This window comes from Shewanella sp. 10N.286.51.B8 (assembly GCF_041469325.1).
GTDB lineage: Bacteria > Pseudomonadota > Gammaproteobacteria > Enterobacterales > Shewanellaceae > Shewanella.
On the sequence record NZ_JBFRKG010000049.1, the window covers coordinates 85,429 to 105,630 of the forward strand.

At 40.3% G+C, this 20,202-nt stretch carries 12 protein-coding genes; 3 read left to right on the plus strand and 9 right to left on the minus strand.

The features are described 5' to 3' along the window. Positions 1–257: 257 nt before the first annotated feature. The 9 genes from hrpA to AB4160_RS17295 form a co-directional block, all read right to left on the minus strand. The gene (gene hrpA, locus AB4160_RS17255; protein WP_372005640.1) at positions 258–4,133 is read right to left on the minus strand and encodes an ATP-dependent RNA helicase HrpA; all 3,876 of its coding nucleotides are present in this window, start codon (positions 4,131–4,133) and stop codon (positions 258–260) included. A gap of 82 nt (positions 4,134–4,215) precedes the next feature. Then, a complete protein-coding gene (locus AB4160_RS17260; RefSeq protein ID WP_372005642.1) occupies positions 4,216–4,632 on the minus strand; it encodes a CBS domain-containing protein in 417 nt (138 codons plus the stop codon). A 455-nt stretch (positions 4,633–5,087) separates the two neighbouring features. After that, on the minus strand, positions 5,088–7,418 hold the full coding sequence (locus AB4160_RS17265) for a putative bifunctional diguanylate cyclase/phosphodiesterase (RefSeq protein ID WP_372005644.1): 2,331 nt from the start codon (positions 7,416–7,418) through the stop codon (positions 5,088–5,090). A gap of 6 nt (positions 7,419–7,424) precedes the next feature. After that, a complete protein-coding gene (locus tag AB4160_RS17270) occupies positions 7,425–8,348 on the minus strand; it encodes a transporter substrate-binding domain-containing protein (RefSeq protein WP_102439883.1) in 924 nt (307 codons plus the stop codon). A gap of 598 nt (positions 8,349–8,946) precedes the next feature. Beyond that, positions 8,947–10,191 carry an NADH:flavin oxidoreductase/NADH oxidase family protein gene (locus AB4160_RS17275; protein WP_372005646.1) on the minus strand — a complete coding sequence of 415 codons (1,245 nt, stop codon included), beginning with the start codon at positions 10,189–10,191 and terminating at the stop codon, positions 8,947–8,949. A 288-nt stretch (positions 10,192–10,479) separates the two neighbouring features. Next, on the minus strand, positions 10,480–10,875 hold the full coding sequence (locus AB4160_RS17280) for an ACT domain-containing protein (RefSeq protein WP_372005648.1): 396 nt from the start codon (positions 10,873–10,875) through the stop codon (positions 10,480–10,482). 80 nt (positions 10,876–10,955) lie between these two features. Then, on the minus strand, positions 10,956–11,549 hold the full coding sequence (locus AB4160_RS17285) for a hypothetical protein (RefSeq protein WP_102439886.1): 594 nt from the start codon (positions 11,547–11,549) through the stop codon (positions 10,956–10,958). A 773-nt stretch (positions 11,550–12,322) separates the two neighbouring features. After that, the gene (locus tag AB4160_RS17290) at positions 12,323–13,351 is read right to left on the minus strand and encodes an isoaspartyl peptidase/L-asparaginase family protein (RefSeq protein WP_372005650.1); all 1,029 of its coding nucleotides are present in this window, start codon (positions 13,349–13,351) and stop codon (positions 12,323–12,325) included. A 243-nt stretch (positions 13,352–13,594) separates the two neighbouring features. Then, complete coding sequence (locus AB4160_RS17295) at positions 13,595–13,741, minus strand: hypothetical protein (RefSeq protein WP_157936132.1); 147 nt, start codon at positions 13,739–13,741, stop codon at positions 13,595–13,597. 228 nt (positions 13,742–13,969) lie between these two features. Between AB4160_RS17295 and AB4160_RS17300 the strand changes: the two genes are divergently transcribed. The 3 genes from AB4160_RS17300 to AB4160_RS17310 all read left to right on the plus strand — a co-directional run bounded on the left by AB4160_RS17300 (position 13,970) and on the right by AB4160_RS17310 (position 20,182). Beyond that, positions 13,970–14,089, plus strand: a complete 120-nt coding sequence (locus tag AB4160_RS17300) for a hypothetical protein (protein ID WP_368389880.1) — start codon at positions 13,970–13,972, stop codon at positions 14,087–14,089. A 352-nt stretch (positions 14,090–14,441) separates the two neighbouring features. After that, the gene (locus AB4160_RS17305) at positions 14,442–16,238 is read left to right on the plus strand and encodes an autotransporter assembly complex family protein (RefSeq protein ID WP_372005669.1); all 1,797 of its coding nucleotides are present in this window, start codon (positions 14,442–14,444) and stop codon (positions 16,236–16,238) included. Then, entirely contained in the window at positions 16,238–20,182 is a 3,945-nt protein-coding gene (locus AB4160_RS17310) for a translocation/assembly module TamB domain-containing protein (RefSeq protein ID WP_303411298.1), read from the plus strand. Before AB4160_RS17305 ends, AB4160_RS17310 begins: the two co-directional genes overlap by 1 nt. Positions 20,183–20,202: the final 20 nt, after the last annotated feature.

The following is a 20,202-nucleotide window of genomic DNA, read 5'->3' on the forward strand; positions in this document are numbered from 1 at the left end:
AAAACTTACCAAATCGTATGTTCAATATACAAGGTATTCGTTTATATACGATTTTTACGCTCCTAAAACTGAAAGTCTTTCATAAAAGATCACAAATTAGCATTAAATTGTTAGAATTTTAACTTCAACAACAGATTTCACTGTCAGGGCATTTAAACACTTGTCACTCGCGGCGGCGCAAAATTTACCCATAAAAAAACGCGTAAATTACGCGTTTTTATTGGTATTTAAACTTAACAAACAGGATTAGTCACCCATCATGCCTGCTTTATATGCATGACGACCCGTTTTTCAGAAATTGGATAAGCTGTACCAAGTACCTGCGCAAAGCAAGACACTCGGTATTCTTCTATCATCCAGCGGGCTTCAAGCAGTGCTTCTGGCACTGGTTGAGTTTTAGGTACCTTGGCTAATTGCGCTGAAAGTAAGTCCTGAAGTTTACTAATGCTCACCATATGTAAGCGATCACGGGTTGGGTCAACAGGCAGCTTTTCAAGGCGATTCTCTATCGCTTTAAGGTAACGGCCGACATCAGCGAGCCGTTTCCAACCGCAATGCTCAACAAAACCTCTAAACACTAACTTATCAAGCTGGTTGTTGATGTCACTCATCGCAAAGGCAATATCTAAGCTGATCTTGCCTTTTAAGCGTTTTTTGATGCGTTGATAGATAGTCAGCACTTGCTCCACTTGCAGTGAGATTTGTTCAGCATAGCCATTAAGCTCTTGTCTAACCCAATCTTTAGCTTGCTCAAATTGCTGTTCATTGCGCACATCTAATTGTTTTTCATCAAGTAGTTGCTGCACTGATGCCGAAATTATATCGTCAATTAACAACTGTACTTGTCCAAACGGATTAAAATACATCGCAAGCTTGGCTTTGTTAGGCAATGCTTTTTGTAAATGCTTAACCGGTGACGGAATGTTAATCAGCAATAAGCGTCTTAAACCTGCTCTATGATGTCGCTCTGCTTCAAACTCATCGTCAAATAGCTTAATCGATACTTGGGTTTTGTCATCGATTAACGCTGGGTAAGCTTTAACTTCATAATTACCTCTGCGTTTTTGATATTGCTTAGGTAAGTCGCCAAATGACCAAGTAGTAATATCTTTCTTTTCAATGCCATCTTCAGCGACATTGCGAATGGCTTTAGCCACCACACCTTGCAGTTTATCTTTCAAGGCATCGAGATCTTTACCTTGATCTACCAAGCGATGTTTATCATCTTCAATTTTAAAATTCATTGTCAGATGCGCGCTTACCTGGCTTAAATCAAAATCATCAGCGCTAATACGGGTACCTGTCATTCTTAATAACTGTTTGCACATAGAATCAAGCATTGGCATTGCAAACGGCTCCATCGCTTGTACACAAGCTCGGCCATAATCAGGTGCGGGTACAAAATTACGACGCAGGGTTTTAGGTAATGATTTAATCAGCGCCACTACTTTTTCTTCGCGTAACCCCGGCACTAACCAATCAAAGTCTGCAGTATCAATTTGGTTAATTAACGCCACAGGAATATGAATAGACACGCCATCATCAACCGCCGCGGGCTCAAAGTGATAACTCACTTTTAAGCCCAAGTTGGCTTTATGCCAAATCTCAGGAAAATCCAATGCTGAAACATGGTCAGCACTGCGCTGCATTAACAGCTCTTGGTTAAAATCAAGTAACTCAGGTGAGGCTTTACGGGCTTCTTTCCACCATTTAAAAAATAGTGGCGCGTTATAAATCCCTTGCGGAATTATCGGTTCGTAAAAATCCACCAGCACTTGTTCATCAACTAAAATATCGCGGCGACGTGATTTGTGCTCTAGGGATTCAATATCATTAAGTAGCTGCTGGTTTTTAACAAAAAACGGTTCTTTGGTTTGTAACTGCCCTTCTGCTAATGCGCTGCGAATAAATATCTCCCGCGCTTCCACAGGTTCTATCGGGCCATATTGCACTCGGCGGCGATTAACCACGGTTAAGCCGTAAAGCACTTGGTTTTCAAAAGCGATAACACTGGCGGGTTTGGCTTCAAAGTGCGGCTCGATATGATTTTTCTTAATCAAATGCGCAGCAAGAGGCTCTAACCATTCAGGCTGAATTTTTGCGCAGCAGCGAGCAAATAAACGCGAGGTTTCAGTTAGCTCTGCTGCCATGATCCACTTAGGGCCTTTTTTAGCCAGTGGTGACCCCGGGAACACAAAAAACTTACGGTTACGGGCACCAAGGTACTCGTTATTGGCATCTTTAAAACCAATATGACTCAACAAACCTGACAATAAGGCTTTATGCAGGTTGTCATAACTTGCAGGGGTATCATTTAAACGCCACTTTAAGTCATGCACGGCTTGTTTAAGCTGGGTGTATAAATCTTGCCATTCACGTACCCGTAAATAGGCTAAATATTCTTCACGGCACTGCTTTCTAAATTGGCTTGCCGATAACTCGTTTTTTTGATCTTTAATGTAATTCCACAAATTAACCCAACTGGCAAAGTCAGAGTCTTTATCGGTATAGCGTTTGTGACACTCGTCCGCCGCTTGCTTCTTATCTATGGGTCTTTCGCGTGGGTCTTGAATCGACAAACCAGCAGCAATAACCATCACTTCATGTAGACAATTCATATCTTTTGCTTCAAGCACCATACGGGCTAAGCGAGGATCTAACGGGATTTTAGCGAGATTTCGACCCAAGTTTGTCAGCACCAGATCTTTGCGCTGCTTTTTAACCGCCTGTAGCTCTTCAAGCAATAAGAAACCATCACGGATGTGTTTCTCTTCTGGCGGCTGAATAAACGGGAATCCAGCGATATCGCCTAAACCAATGGCTAACATCTGCAAAATAACCGATGCTAAGTTAGTACGCAGGATTTCAGGGTCGGTAAATTCCGGACGCTGCATAAAATCCAATTCATCGTATAAACGAATACAAATACCCGCCGCAACACGACCACAACGACCTTGGCGCTGATTAGCACTGGCTTGTGATATTGGTTCAATAGGTAAACGCTGCACCTTAGTGCGGTAACTGTAGCGGCTAATACGCGCTGTGCCGGGATCAATAACATAGCGAATCCCAGGTACCGTTAATGATGTTTCAGCGACATTGGTTGCCAATACAATTCTGCGGCCTACATGACTTTTAAAGACTTTTGATTGCTCGCCATAGGATAAACGCGCATATAGCGGCAGCACTTCAGTATCGCGATAATTTTGCTTGCGCAGCATTTCGGTGGTATCACGAATTTCTCGCTCACCGTTCATGAAAATCAAGATATCACCAGGGCCTTCTGCCATTAACTCATCAACAGCAGAAAAAATACCGTCACTGACATCTAGGTCTGCATCGGTATCACGGACTAATGGCCTGTAGCGAGTCTCAACCGGGAAAGTACGTCCAGATACTTCAATGACAGGGGCTTGATTGAAATGCTTCGAGAAGCGCTCAACATCAATGGTTGCTGAGGTAATAATAACTTTTAAATCAGGACGCTTTTTAAGCACTTGTTTTAAGTAGCCTAAAATGAAATCGATATTGAGGCTACGCTCATGAGCTTCATCAATGATGATGGCATCGTATTGATTCAAGAACTTATCAGAGGTCAATTCCGCTAATAAAATACCGTCGGTCATTAGCTTGATGTAACTATCTGGACTAATGGCATCAGCAAAACGGACTTTAAAGCCAACAACCTCGCCTAGCGGGCTGTTTATCTCTTCAGCGACGCGATTTGCCACACTTCTTGCGGCTAATCGTCTTGGCTGGGTATGACCAATTAAGCCACGGGTACCAAGGCCTAACTCTAAACAAATTTTTGGTAACTGAGTGGTTTTACCTGAGCCGGTTTCACCAGCAACTATCACCACCTGGTTATTGGCAATGGCAGAGGCAATATCATGACGTTTTTGCGATACAGGTAGCGAGTCAGGGTAACTCACTTTAGGAATGTTATTAAGCCTATATTGGGCTTTATCAAACGCTTTAACGGCTTGCTCTGATAACTTAGCCAGGAGTTGATCTTTCTTTTCAGATTGCGGCTCTTTTTTTAACTGAAACAACCGACGACGAATTTTAGCCGCATCGGTTTGATAACATGAGTTTAGGTATGCTTTAGAGAGCGGGTGTTGATCTGAATTCAAATCTAATTCCTAGCAAGTATTTCAAAAAATGCGATCCTAGCAAGGAACTAGACTGAATGGTATTAGTTTAGACTTTTCCTGCCTATGCTGGGGTTAAATAACATTGCTGCATGTACAAATTCATCGCACTTAGTACATTGGTTCGGTTAATGGTGCCAATCACTTTACCGCCTTCTACTACCGGATAAATTTTAGGTTTCGCCCCCAGCATTTGCTCTGCAAGTTGTAAAATACTGCCATCGGGCGATGCGGTTAGTACCTCTGTTTGCATGCAATCTTTCACAGTTTCTGTCATATCACAGTGATAACTACTTTTAAGCATTACCGACATACAATCTTGCTGAGATAAAAAGCCTACCAATGCGCCGCTATTATCAATAACGGCGGCGCCCGCTTTTTTGTTGCTTAATAAATGCTCCACAGCTGTAGCCAGTGACATATCGGCTTTTAACAGTACGGGTTGTCGATCCATATATTCAGATATTTTTATTGAATCCATATATTACCCCTTAACTCATTCATAACGCGCTGGTGATTTATTGAGCCACTGGTGCTTACCTTATTGGCTCAATAAACTAGCTTGCTGTGTCTATGACAGCTATTTTCAATGTACTCATTAAGTACTCTTATTGAGTGTAGTCAAATTTAACAACATTCGTTGATTGAATAAGTCGATTGCGGTAACAGGAATTTGTGTTTGTGAATACATGGGGGAGTTTAGTTTACGTTTTGTCCGCTTGAGAAGTTAGTTAAAACTCATATTTAGATAGACACGTTTGGTCACTTTGATTCGCTATCCCCTTTGGCCAGTTAATCGCAAATGGATAGTCGCAAATGGATAATCGCAAATGGATAATCGCTAAACCACTGAATGACGACTAGATTCAATAGGAGTTAGAAAGGGTCTAGCTGAATCATATAAAATGACTATGTAAGCCATGTATAATCCGTTGGTTAAATGACCAAGCCTAAAGGGTGTTGTTTATCTTTAAGTAATAACTGTTTAAATTCATCAGCGGTTACCGCTTTACTAAACAGATACCCTTGACCAAATTCACATTTCATATCGGCTAAATATTTCGCTTGATATGGCTCTTCTATTCCCTCAGCGATCACTTTTAAATTTAGTGCATTTGCCATTGCGAATATTGCTGTCACTAATGACCGATTAGCTGCATTCGTTTGCAAACCATCCATAAATGCTTTGTCTATTTTAAGTTTTGAAAATGGAAATTTTTGTAAGTAACTTAATGATGAATACCCCACACCAAAATCATCAATAGACAGACCGATGCCAAGTTTATCAACCTTATTAAGCATATTAAGTAAGTCTTTATTATGATCGATCAAGAGACTTTCTGTAATTTCAATGGTCAATTTATCTGCAGGGAGTTGACTCTCATTTAAGGCTGTTTCAATTTTTTCGAGGAGAGCATTACAATACCTAAATTGCACACTAGAAAAATTAACCGCTATATTTATTGGGGTAATTTCTTGCCATTCTGCCGTATTATAGCAAGCTTGCAAAAGTGCCAATTCACCAAGTTGATGGATCAAACCGTTTTTTTCTGCCAACGGTATAAATATATCAGGTGCAACAAAGCCTAACTCGTTATCATGCCATCGCATAAGGGCTTCTGCTGCGACAATTTTGCCACTTTTTAGCTCAATAATCGGTTGATAGTACATCTCAATGTCATTATTGTTAATGGTTAAGCGTAAACGCTTGTCTAATAAAACACTCTGCTGTAAAGACTCATTTAAACTTGAGTCATAAAAACTAAAGTCATTCCGGCCAGAGTCTTTCACACGATACAAGGCCATATCTGCATTTTTCAGCAATGTTTCAGGGTCATATCCATCCATTGGATACATAGACATGCCAATGCTCGCCGTTATAAAAAATTCAAAGTCATTTACGATAAATGGTTCATCAAAAATACTAAGAATTTTAGTTGCCAGATCTGTTGCTCTACCTATATTCATTTGAGACTGAGCAATGAGTAAAAATTCATCACCTCCCAACCGGGCAACCATATCCGTTTCATACACGGTATCAAGTAGGCGACGACTTGCCATTTTAAGGATATCGTCTCCAGCTGCATGGCCTAGTGTGTCATTAATTTTCTTAAAGTTATCTAAATCAATAAACATGACTAATATTTCAGTGTTGTTTATTTGTGATTGCTGAATAGTTTGACTTAAGTATGTATGACTAACATTCCTATTTACCAAGCCGGTAAGTTCGTCATGGGTTGCTTGATAAGCGAGTTGACTTTCCGACTGTTTACGCCTTTTTATTTCACGTTCTAACAAAACATTTTGCTGACTTAATTTATCTTGCTCTTTAACCGAAACATTAATTTGAGTGCGTAAAATGGTATTACTCTTATCAATTTTCAATAAGTAATAAAGACCAAATAACAAGGGGATAGCAAGAAAAGAAAGGATTAAAGTGAAATTAGAAGAAGTAAGAATATCTTGATCAAAAATAGGTTCAAACCAACTCTCTAAATACAAATCAACACCTGCAATTTCATTATCAATTGCAATGTTATTGGCTAATTCAGGCTTTAAAGTGAGATTATTTTTATTGTCAGATGAAATAGAGTCCCAGATGAGTAATGATTTACCATTAGGGGCTGTCAGCTGCAAACGACTATGACGGTCAGCAGTATTTTGTAATTTAAGTTGATTGATGACCAAGTGTAAATTAAGGTCAGCAACAAATACTCCAACAGGTTTTCTTTGATGAAAAACGGTTTTATGTAACTGTATTTTTAATCCGTTGGAACCTTCTACTACAAAAATCTCACTTTGTTGTTCTAGGCTTTTTTCCTTTGAAATGTTCGCCTTATCAAAAAATAAATCAGTATGAGTATCTGCGATTGCATTGCCAGACAAATCAATTAACACCACACGATTGAATATTTTATGCTCATCTAATTGACTATTTACAACAAAAGAACCTAACTGCCTTTGTAAATTAGTTAAACTTGAACCAAGCCCATACTCCATAGACATACCGGAATGGAGATTAGCAAAAAAAGTACTAACCGTTTTATCATCTTCTAAATCAATGACATATTGTTGACTCACTGAAAGAATAAACTCAATGGTTTTTACATATTGACTGACCTCAAGCTGCAATACGTTAACCTGAGATTTTTGGAGTTTACTCTGCCCAAAATGAGTGACAGTAAGAATTAACCCAAGATACGCAATCAGAATAGCGGCACCAATTATGATGATACTTTTAGTACTAAAAAACTTTATCACTTTCATCAGCTATTAATCTAACGTTTCAAAAAATTGAGGATAAAAATAGAAGACATCGGGATAATATTTTTTTACTAACTTTATGTAACTGCCGTCAACTAATGTTGTTTTAAAATAAGTATTAAATGCTTTTCGTAATTCAGGTGAATTTTTACGGAATGCGACAGCCATACGCTGCTCTTCAGATATTGGGCCAATGACTTTTATTTCGCCCGACCACTTTTGCAGTGCAATCAGTGTATCTGGTACATCAAGCAAGGTACTTTCAGCATCTTGATTTAGAATAGCGGGAACCATTTCATTTAGCTTGCGCGCCTTTACTGGCAAGATAATATTGGCCCCTGTTTGCGCCATATTATATAAATCTGGATCTAAGCAAGATTGCTTCATTGCCAAAACATCTCTTCCCAAAAGCTTTGATTTTACCGTTTGAATATCAGTAGTAATCGAACCACTAGGCTTAATTGGCTGTAAGCTAGAATCTGTCCGCGCGACTAGCCATACTGCCGATGGAAAATACACTTCGGAAAAATCGACAAGTTGAGTCCTCCAATCAAGAATGGTATATCCATTAGAAATAACATCGCCTTGTATTGCTTCTTTTGATCCTAACTGAATATTTTTGTCTACAAAGATTGCATTTTGGCCATTAATTTTACCAATTAGGTTGCTCCAAGATGCTTCAACAAATTGATATTCAACATCTAAATATTCTGCAAAGCCTTGCATAAGCTCCACATCGAGACCTGTTAGGACTGTTTTCTCGTTTTGTGGGTATTGAATGACAAAGTTTGCATAGGGAACGCCAATATGCCTGAGCACCCCTGATTCCTTAACCTCTTGAAGATCATACGCAAGAGACTGAGGACTAAAAATAACAATACAAAACAACCATAATGTATTTAATAAGTTTATATGGCTTCTTTTATTTAACATTTTACTTCCAACTAATTTAAACTACCCACTTAATACAAATAGATACTCACCACATCAATATAGACGATATTCATCTTGTTATCTTTGATAACAATGTCACTTCAAATGACATTATGGTTCATCAGTCAATTATTTTCTATTCCCGGAGTAACAAAAACTTATTTTAGCTTCATGCTTTCTTGACAAAAAATATTAATTTAGGCTCATTTAAAATTAATTAAATAACTTAAAAACAGAAGGTTACTTAGGATGTATACAGACAGGAGATAAAAAGCTAATACAAGATATTCAAAATAAAATTTATCAGAGATTTGATTAGCACATCATTATAAAGGGCTTTGCTTCCCGAAATGGAAAGCTCGATGATTATGCTCGAGGCTAGCCAAAGCTGTACTTAATTGTTCTTGCTTTAATCTAATCCATTACCTATCTCAGCTAATGTTTAGAGTTTAGGGTCGATGTTTAGAATTTAACATGCCCCGCTTACATAAATGTGAGCTGAACTCATCGACGTTACAACATGTCCGAGCAACATTTTCGTTGAGGGTAGAGTCACGACATCGATGAATAAAGCCCTGTTCTTTTATGTGCTTTCTGCCTATGCCCGGCGCTTTTTAAACGCATGTAAACCAGCACTTAGAATAGTTTTGAACACCACACCAAGGGCACTTAATTTGGGGTCGGCTTTTTTACCTGCGGCGATACGCCACATTTGGTGTTCATACCACACCAGTCCAACCATGCCTATTTTGTCTAGCGCAGGTTTGCCAGTAGTTGGAACAGTTAGCGGCATGCCATAGTTTGGATTTTCAATTAACTTATTGGGAAAATCAGGGTCTACCGCCATAGTTCGTGCAATGCCAATAAAGTCTGTAGCCGAAGTATTTAGTGCTTCATTCATCGCCGGCGCACTTCGAAAGCCACCCGTTACCACCAGCGGAGTACTAACCAGCGTTCTCACTTGTACCATGTAATCCATAAAATAAGCTTCACGCTTTATTGTGCTTGCCTTTACAGGTTCAGTTTTATTTTTAGAGCCCATCATCGACGGGCTTTCGTAAGTACCACCCGATATTTCGATTAAATCGATACCCTGATCACTCAGTGTTTGCACAACCTGCATCGACTCTTCTTCGGTGAAGCCGCCTTTCATAAAGTCGGCGCTATTAAGCTTAATTCCAACAGGAAAATCATCACCCACTTCTTTACGTATTGCGCGATAGACTTCGAGTACAAATCGAAGTCGGTTTTCTAATGAGCCGCCCCATTTATCATCTCTTTGATTGTGCCTTGCTGATAAAAATTGGCTGACAAGATAACCATGAGCACCGTGAATTTGTACTCCAGTAAAACCCGCTTGTTTTGCAAGCTTGGCGCTAGTGACGAATTTATTTATGATTTGATGAATTTCGGTTTCATTGAGTGCGCGCGGCGTATTAAAGCCTTTTTCTAATCCACGCCCTAAAGATATTGCAGAAGGAGCGACGGGCTCAGCGCATAAGAATTTAGGGATTTGTTTACCTGGATGATTAAGTTGCATCCATATTTGTGAGCTATTTTGCTTTCCTGCACTAGCCCACTGACTAAATAATGCTAAGTCACTTTGCTCATCTAAAGCGACATTTTTAGGTTCACCAAGTGCACTTCTATCCACCATGACATTACCGGTTATAGATAAACCAATACCACCTTCAGCCCAGCTTTGATAAAGAGTGACTAAACCAGTAGTTGGATTATGCTGCTTATCGCCGAGCTGCTCACTCATCGCCGATTTAAACAGACGATTTTTAATGACTTGGCCATTTTTGAGAGAAAAAGGTTCACTGAGATTTATCGAATTCATACTAACTCTTACTGTTATATTATTTTTATTTGATGAGTGATTATGCGCTATTTTACCAATAGTTCCGAGTATTTAGCGCCTTTATGACCCATTTAAGCGCTGTTTTTGATTCAAAAAATATTAACAGGCTGGGTGACCAGCAAAACTGGACAGATGTAGAACAGTTCAGATAGAACAAACTCGATTGGTGTTTAGATGCGCTTCAAAATGACGACTAAATTAAAGTAAGAGAGGTAAAAGTAAGCGAGGTATTAGCCCACGCAAGCAGGCTGATAAAAGAATTTATCCTTATGCATTAAACTCTTTTAAGGCTAAAAGAGCCAACTCGGCCTTAGCTGATGGAACAAAGATATGATCGTGATAATAAGCCGCAATGACGTTAGCACTAATACCATAAGCCGTTAATTTGGCAGATACCGCCGCGGTTAACCCTACAGCTTCAAGACTTGAATGCACTGTTAAGGTTATTTGGCGAAATGAGCCTTCAAACCCTAAACCTGCTTGTTGGGCGGCAGTTTTTTCCAACACTAACGTTAATCCTTCTGCTTCACAAAATGTGGCGACAGGATTAAGGGAAATATAATCAACTAACGTACCTGAAACCTTACAGAACACAAATTCTGCTGGCAGCAGTTGTGGCTCCATCGACTTTAATAGTGCATTTAATTCTGTAATACCTGACATGATGACCGCTCTATTGCTGACACGCTATTATTAAACCTAAAGCTTGGCATAAATCGCTATATCACGGGGCAAGTTAATACTTACTTATTACTGCGGTTTTTAAACATGTTTTTTAGTTTTAATTTTAATGGTTTTAGCTTCATTAGATAATCACGAATAGTGTCAGTTTTTGCAAGAAAAGCATATTCTTGTTCAGTTAATTGTTGCGGCTGATAAGTTCGTATTAAACGATATAAATGGTAATGACTGACCTTTTTGGCAATCAACCAAATTGGCGACCATTCAAAGCTTCGAAATGTAATTCTTTCGAAATCAACCATGCCCAGGTTCTCATCACTGTCTGCTAATAAATCTCGCACAGGCATTGCATGGCGCGCGACACCTTGAGCGAGCATATTGGCAACCATTTCCCGTAACAGGATAATTTGTTTCACTGATAAGGTTTCTGGTGCAGTACCTTTTAAACGACTCATGGTCAGCGTGGTATTTTCATCGTCGAAATGAAGTAGTTTTGGGAAATTATCGAGCCCGATTAATCGTTGTAAGGCTATTTTTTCTCTGAAGTAGCGCTTCTTGTAATCCTTCACCTTTTTGAATGTTTTAATGACAGAGCTAGCCTCAATCACAACGTTCATTTTTGCCGTCTCGTAAACACCATCTTTAACCACTTTCATAACTAGCCTTAATAATACTTAATCTTAAAGAAATTCCTAAATACTACATATCGTCTTTGCATTACTGGCTAACAGCGCCGTTTAGGTATTTGTAGCCTTTTTACTTCAAATCACAACTTGCGTGTATTCATTCAAATTCAATGTGAAAAATGACTTTCCCATTAATCGCCTACCTTCAATATTCATTTACTTAGCTTGTGTCTCACAACCTATGTTTAGTGTTGTGCTTAGCTAGCTTGTTATTGAGGCTGGTACATAATCATAATTCAGTATAACTATACGGTTTTGTGTATCTAACTCACGGATAATTTAGAGGCTTAGCTCATATAAACTCGACTTTTATACTTATGTACAACAGCCATAAAGCAGTAACAAAACAAGCTGTAAACTTTGCAACAAAAACACAAAGCAACGACCATTTTATTTCAAAAATAGAATTATTAACTATAGTCCAACAACAGCTAACGAGTTACCATCAATCACTTTCTATTTGCACTATAGAAACTTTAATCGCTTACCGCTGACTCACGCTTATGTAATACCTATTAGCATTGATCTTGCTAATACAATTCACTACAAGCTCAACATTTGAATAACCCTATTAAGATAAAGGGAATATTTGCCCGCCTCAAGTGATTAATAATCAAGCACAATCACATTAAACAGTTTTAAACAGTTTTAAACAAGGCTTAAAAGAAAAAAGGCACCAAGTGAATACTTGATGCCTTTTTAGCTAGTGCTTAATACTTGTATTAAAAAACGCACTAAAGGGCTTACTTATCTCGCCAAATCATCACTTGGGCTTGTTCACCCTTTTTACGGGTCGCACGGTACATACCTTCGGTATTAAATGGTGTGGCAATATTGCCGCGATGATCAATAGCGATAACCCCGCCGGTGCCACCCGCAGTGATAAGGCGCTGATTAATCACTTCATCGGCAGCTTGAATAATGGATTTACCTTGGTATTTCACTTTGGCGCAAATATCCCCAGCCACATGGTAGCGAATAAAATATTCACCATGGCCAGTTGCTGATACTGCACAGACACCGTTTTCAGCATAAGTGCCTGCGCCAATAACGGGTGCGTCACCAATACGACCATAACGCTTATTGGTCATGCCTCCTGTTGATGTACCCGCACTAATATTGCCACTTTTATCCAGAGCTACCGCGCCCACTGTGCCCACTTTAAATTCGACATCGAGTGCATTATGGGAAGCGATATAGTCTTTATTATCTAATTTTGCTTGCTCCATTTTAGCTTTAGCCCGTTGCAATGATTCATAGCGGTGTTGAGTATTAAAAGTCTCATTGGCAACCAGCGGCACCCCTTGGGTTAAGGCAAACTCTTCAGCGCCTTCGCCATAGAGCATCACATGTACTGATTTATCCATCACCAAACGCGCCAAATCAATGGGATTTTTAACGTGCTTAACCCCCGATACAGCGCCTGCATTCATGGTTTTTCCATCCATAATAGAGGCGTCCATTTCATGCTGTTCATTGTGGGTATAAACCGCCCCTTTGCCTGCATTAAAGTATGGCGAATCCTCTAAAACATTAATAGCTTGAGTTACTGCTTCAAGGCTTGAACCGCCCTTTTCTAACACCACATAACCCGTATCAACGGCCTCTTTTAATTTAGCGCGATAGGCTTGTTCTTGCTCAGGAGTAAAACTACTGGGGTTTATCGTGCCTGCTCCGCCATGGATCGCAATGGCAAACGGCTTGTCATTGGCAACACTGCCAAAAGACGAAACCAGCAAGGTGATACATGACAACATGGTTAATTTATTCATTGTTATTCTCATATTTATCAAGGGGCTTACAGTCTAAGTTATAGCCCTAAATTATACTCTAAGTGAATTGATTCTATGGGAAAAGTAATATTAATCAAAGCTGCAACTCATCACTTTGAGATAGTGATAGTGACGAAGCCATGATAATAAGCCCAGCCAGCACAAATGCGCCATATTCCACCCTACGGGTAATTTTGAACCCACAGAAATCCTTAAATCGTTTTAGATTAATGAAGGCATTATTTACTTTAAATTAAGCCGCTTCATTAATCGATGTAATTTACCTGCACTCAAGCCCAGCGGTTTGGCGATCGCAGTCAGTTTTTCACTATTAGCTAAATAACTTGCCAAGCTTGAGGTTAACCGCGGCATATGTGTTAACGAGTTCATGCAAACGTCTAATGCTAATATTTACGCTTTAGGGGATTGCGCTGAATTTGAAGGGCAAGTAAAAGCGTATTTACAACCGACCTTAATCAGTGCGTCTGCATTAGCAAAAACCTTATTGGGTGAAGTGACTAGCGTGAAACTGCCCAATATGATGGTCAAGGTTCCCCCCCTAATTACCCGATTCAAATTGGTGGTAAAACTGATGCAGCCTCAGTATCACGTTGGAATATTGATGTTCAATCACAAGGGATTGTCGCTAAAGGCTATGACAGCGCCGATAACATGGTGGGATTTGTGGTGACTCGAGATTGTACTCAACAAGCATTCTCTTTGTTAAGACAACTCTAAAAACCTTAATTTAATAGCTTCACCAACACTAAACAACAAAGCAGAACAGTAATTAGTTCTGCTTTTTTATTTGGACGATTAAATCACTCCAACATTAAGGTAAAATCAAGGTAGCTTTGACCTTGCATGGCCAAAACCTATCTTAAGCCGAGCACTGGAATGACTGGTTTTTATATTAATGCTTTAATCAGACGATTCTTTCTATGCATTTCAAAGGTTAATTTCAATCCACAACTTGCCTGTTTCACATATTCTAGCGACAATACAGTATGAGTTTATGGCCTTTATAAGCATCCTATAATTGTTATTTAAATCTTTTCAATATTGCGTTGTCGCCTTTGCTGCCATTGTCATGATGGTACCTAATTTCGCTTGGGCAAAAGATAACTGGTTAACGGTCAAGGTAACGGGCGCATCAGGACGGTTAACCAAAAATATCCAAGCGCATTTAGGCAATAACCCCGATTCTGAAGTACAACGCAGAGCCTATTTATTTACTGTAGAAGACAATGTTAACGCCGCGCTGGAATCCATCGGCCATTATCACGCAAAAGTATCGATTAACGTTGAAGAAGCGACCAAGGGCCCCTGGAAACTTAACATCGATATCGATGAAGGTGCGCCTACCATTGTTCAGTGGATAGACATTAAATTCAGTGAGCAAATGATTGAAGATAACAGCTTTAATCGTTGGCTTGATCAGTTAACTATCAAACCTGGTGATGTGTTAGATCACGGCGTATACCAAGAGTTAAAAAATCAGCTGGTTACATTAGCTATGGCCAGAGGCTACTTCGATGGAAAATTCTCACGGGCTGAAGTGGTGGTTAATCGGGATGTGAATACCGCTAAAATCCACTTGCATTATGACTCAGGTAGACGCTATCAACTGGGTAACGTCGAGTTTCATGGTCATACTCTCAATGATGAGTTCATGAAAAAACTCATCCCGTTTAAACCCAATTCAAATTATTCAACCCGGCGGTTAAATCGATTGAACCGCAACCTTATCGATACTGGCTACTTTAGTAATATCAAAGTGTTACCACAAGTTGATGCCATGACCGACGTCGATGTCCCCATCAGAGTTGACTTAAGCCCAAGACCAACACACTCATTTGAATTAGGTTTGGGTGCCGATATTGGTACCAATGCCGAAAAAACCATTGAGCCAAGGGTCAGGCTCACTTGGCGGATGCCGCAAATTAACAGCTATGGCCATACTCAAGAAACTACTATGGAATGGTCACCTGACAGGCCTAAGTTTTTAACCACCTATACTATTCCGTTAAAGCACCCGTTAGATGATCAGCTACAATTTAAGATTGGATTACTGCGAGATAAATATGGCGTTACCCAAGATTATAATGAAGAAGATAGAAGCTACGATTACACTGGCCAGCTAGAGTCAGAGAAACGTTTACTCGGGGTGATCAGACAACAAACCCTAGCCGACCAATGGCTATTTGGTTATTCACTTGAATATAGCCAAGAGCTTTATAATCAATCCAATATTGATTACGATTCAAAATTCCTTCTTGCAGGCTTTGGTATTGGCAAAACCGTTCGCGGCGATAACACCTTAGACCCCAAGTCGGGCTACCGTCATATTTACAGTATGCAATATGGTGACCCTAATTTAGGCTCTGAAATTCGACTGTTAAAATTTGAAGCTAACTTTAAATGGATTGATACCTTTTTCGAGCGGCATCGTTTTGTAGCCCGACTCGACTTAGGCGCCAACATTGCTGATAGTGACGATATCGCCCAAATATCACCTTCGCTACGTTATTTTACCGGTGGCGATCAGAGTATTCGCGGTTATGGCTACCAAGAGCTAGGGCCATTCATTGAATACACCAACGAAGACGGTAGCACGTCACGTCAGGTTGTCGGCGGTCGTTATTTGATGGTGGGCAGTTTAGAGTATCAATTTTATTTAACTGACACATGGCGACTTGCCAGCTTTGTGGATGCGGGTAACGCTTTTGATACAGAAAAATTTGAACCTATTGCCTCCGTCGGCGGCGGCGTTCACTGGATCTCTCCTATCGGACCCATTAGATTCGATTTAGGTGTCGGCTTGAAAGAAACAGAAACGGTCGATAGATCTTGGCGAATTCATTTAACCATGGGGACGGATTTGTAATGACAGAAAAATCCAAGCTACCTCAGCATCATAACGACCATGAAGCCCATGACGCTACACCACTAGATAAAGTGCCAGCAAAGCCGCCATTAACGCTTTGGGCGCGATTATGGAAATACTTCAAACATACCACTCGAGTGATTATCTATATTCCACTGCTGATTTTAATTTTGCTAGCAGTGCTCATTGGCACGCCTTTCGGCGCACGTATGTCAGTGATGTTAGCCAATCAATTTGTGCCCAATCTCGCATTAGACTTACGCTCTGGCACCATCAATAAGCAACTCGAATTTAACCATGCAAGCTGGTCAATGGATGGCGTAGCGGTAGAGGTTGATGACTTAAGCTTATCTTGGCTGCCAACCTGTTTGTTTAACAAGCAAATTTGTGTCGATAAGTTACACGCAAGTGGCGTGCGGGTACGAGTAGCTACTGATGAGTTTGCCGATGATGTGCCTAGTGAAAGTACCGTTGCAAACGCTCGAACAACTCAAGCTGCATTAGCAGATAATCAGCCAGCTAACACTGATAAAACTAATGAAAGTAAAGATGAAGTACCTGAACCGCTGATTTTACCTGTAGTTATTGGCCTTAACGAATTAGACTTAAACTCAGTTGAGGTCAGCGTAAATGACATGCGCTATAACGCCAGCCGCTTGCAAGGCAAAGCACTATGGAATAGCAAAGGCTTAAGAGTTAATTACCTTTATAGTGACGGTTTGCTGGTTGATATTCCTCTTGCCAGTGATGATGTTGCAGCGCCGAACAATACCACTGAGGTAAATGACGACTGGGCTATGGCAGCATTACCAGTGGTTTATATGTCATTCCCTATTTACCTTGAACAACTGATTAGTAATAACAGCGTGATGGTCTTGGGAGCAAGAACCGATGATTTCGCAAAAATAACCTTAGCAGGCAGCTATGTTGATGACTTAATTGATGTGCAGCAATTAGCCATCACTCATGATTACGGTGAGGCAACATTAGAAGGCGATATCCGTTTAAATCACGATTACCCAATGAATATTAACGCCGATTTTAGCCTTAACAATGTGGCCGAAATTCCTGAATTAACCCAGCAAAAAATCAAACTCAGTGCACACAACGGCTTTGATGATTTAGCCGTTACCCTTGCCGCTGAAGGTGACTTTACCATTAATTTTGACTCAAATATCACTTTGAGTAAGCCCGAAATGCCTTATCGAATTGATATAAGCAAAGCCCAAATTCAGTGGCCTTTGATTAAGCCTGACTATGTCACTGATATCAAAACATTATCAAGTACCGGTGACTTCAACCAACAACATGTTGTCCTTGATGGGCAATTCCTCAGCCCCTATCACCCGCAGCTTGAAGTTAATAGCGCAATGCAGCTATCACATACCAATGTGGATATTGCAGATATTGTCATTAGCTCAGATGCGGGGGATATCGCAGGTCAAGCGAGTCTTGATTGGGGCAATGATTTTAGCTGGCAAGCCAAACTCGACACCACTGATTTACAGCTAGAAAAAATCGATTATCTTTATGAACTCACCGAGCTTAGCAGCCACATCAGTGGGATATTAACCACCACAGGTAAGGTTTCTGATACTAGCTGGGAAGTAAATATTGTAGACAGTGATTTAAGCGGCAGTTTAAATCAGTACCCTCTTAGCGTTAAAGGTCAGGTACAATTTGATAATAACTTCGCCATCAATGCCAAAGACCTACAAGCACAAGCCCTCGGCACAACCCTACTTATCAATGGTCAAGCAGATACAGTATGGGATGTAGATGCATTACTTGATGTACCTGACATCAGCCAGTGGCTACCAGATAGTAAAGGGTCAATTACCGCAAAAATCGATGTCACTGGCGATGCCAAACAACCTATCGTTGATATTAACGGCCAAGTGGCCGATTTTGATTTTGCCGATATGAAGCTCGACAGACTGACATTAACGGGTCACTACTTACCGTTAAATGAGCATCAATTTAGCGTGAATCTCGCCAGTACTGCTTTTAGCTGGAGCGAACTGGACTTAACTGACGTAGAGCTAATCGCCTCAGGAGATCTTGGCCAGCAAACATTGCAACTGTCTACGGGTGGAGAGCTAGCCATTAACACCCAATTGAGCAATATATACACGGCAGATAAACAACGCTTTGATACTGAAGTTAACGCCTTATCCTTAACCAATATGCTCGGAGATTGGCAGTTAGATAAGCCCATCACGATCGTTTGGGATCAACTCAATCAACTTGGCAGCGCCAGTCCTTTTTGCATTAATCACCCCAGCAATAGCCTGTGCCTGATTGAACCTGCAAATTTTGGTACCCAAGGGGATATTCATATTCTTGCACAAGGCACACCTGGCCGCCTACTGCAGCCAATATTACCCGAACGCTTGGTATGGATTGGTGACTCTAGCCTTGATGCCAAACTGAATTGGTCTGAGGTTGAAAAGTTACAAGCAGATGTTGATTTAACCTTATCTGAGGGCAAATTAGAATTAAAGCGCTCAGAGAATGATCGCATCGATATCATTTACGACTTAGTTAACTTACATGTCACATTAGATGAGCAGCAACTAACGGGTCAATTATCAGTGCAAGCAGATAGCATCTCAGATATCAGCAGCCAAGTTAACATCAGCACCCAGCCTTCAAGAGAGCTATCAGGGCATATCAATATTGACGAGTTAGATTTAACTGGCTTACAGGGCTTCTTCCCTGAGCTGGCGACATTACAAGGACTGTTTTCCACTGATTTAACCTTATTAGGCACTTTAAATGAGCCTGAAGTCGGTGGCAAAATGACACTATCAAAAGCAGCTATTGCCACTACAAACAACCCGACTTTGATTGAAAATATCAATTTAATAATGGAGCTCGCTGGCCAACAAGGTAATGTAACAGGCGATTTAACCATGGGGAAAGGCCAGGCAAATATCAATGGTAAGTTGGCTTGGCCAGAGGGTAACTTTAATGGTGAAATTGATATAAAAGGTAAAAAGCTCGCCTTTATTCAGCCCCCTATCGCAATATTGGATATTACTCCTGATGTAAAAATTAACTTTAGTAAAAATCAGCTGGCGATCACGGGCACTGTCGATATTCCTAGCGGGGAAATTACATTAGTTCAACTAGCTGAGGGTGGTGTAGCGATATCTAGCGATGTGGTATTTAAAGACTCGATTTCAGAACAAGAAGAAAAAGTCAGCCCTTACGCTATCGTCGCCGATCTCAATATTAATGTGGGCAAGAACCTTAACATTGATGGCATGGGCTTAAACGGCAAGTTAGAAGGAACATTATTGCTACAGCAACAAGCCTTCAAACCACCGCTGTTATTTGGTGATATTAAAGTGAATAATGGCAGTTATAAATTTATGGGGCAAACCCTAACCATCAGTACTGGTGAAGTGCAGTTTGTTGGCCCAAGCTCAGTACCCAACTTAAATATTGAAGCAGTAAAAGAAATCAAAGATGAAGATCTCACCGCAGGCGTGAGAGTCACAGGCACAGCCATGCAGCCAGTAGTGACCTTGTTTTCAAACCCTGCCAAAGAGCAAGCCGAAATTCTATCCTACATAGTCACCGGCACAGGCTTTGCGAACTCTGGTAATGATCAAAATAATGCTTTAATGATGAGCGCGGCGTTAAGCTTAGGCTCACAGTTTGGCGGCGGCGCAATGAACAACATTGGCTCAACAGCGACGGGCTTAATTGAAAAAATGGGCTTTTCTAATGTACAACTTGATGCCAACGATGAAGGACGCTTTGCCATTAGCGGTTATATTGGCGAAGACTTGATGGTGAAATACGGTATTGGTGTTTTTAACCCCGGCTATGAAATGACGGTAAGGTATTATATTTTTTCACAGCTTTACCTAGAAACCGTATCAGGCAACTTAAATCAATCCTTAGATATTTACTATAGCTTTGATATTGATTAAGCGTTATAAACCAAATTTTA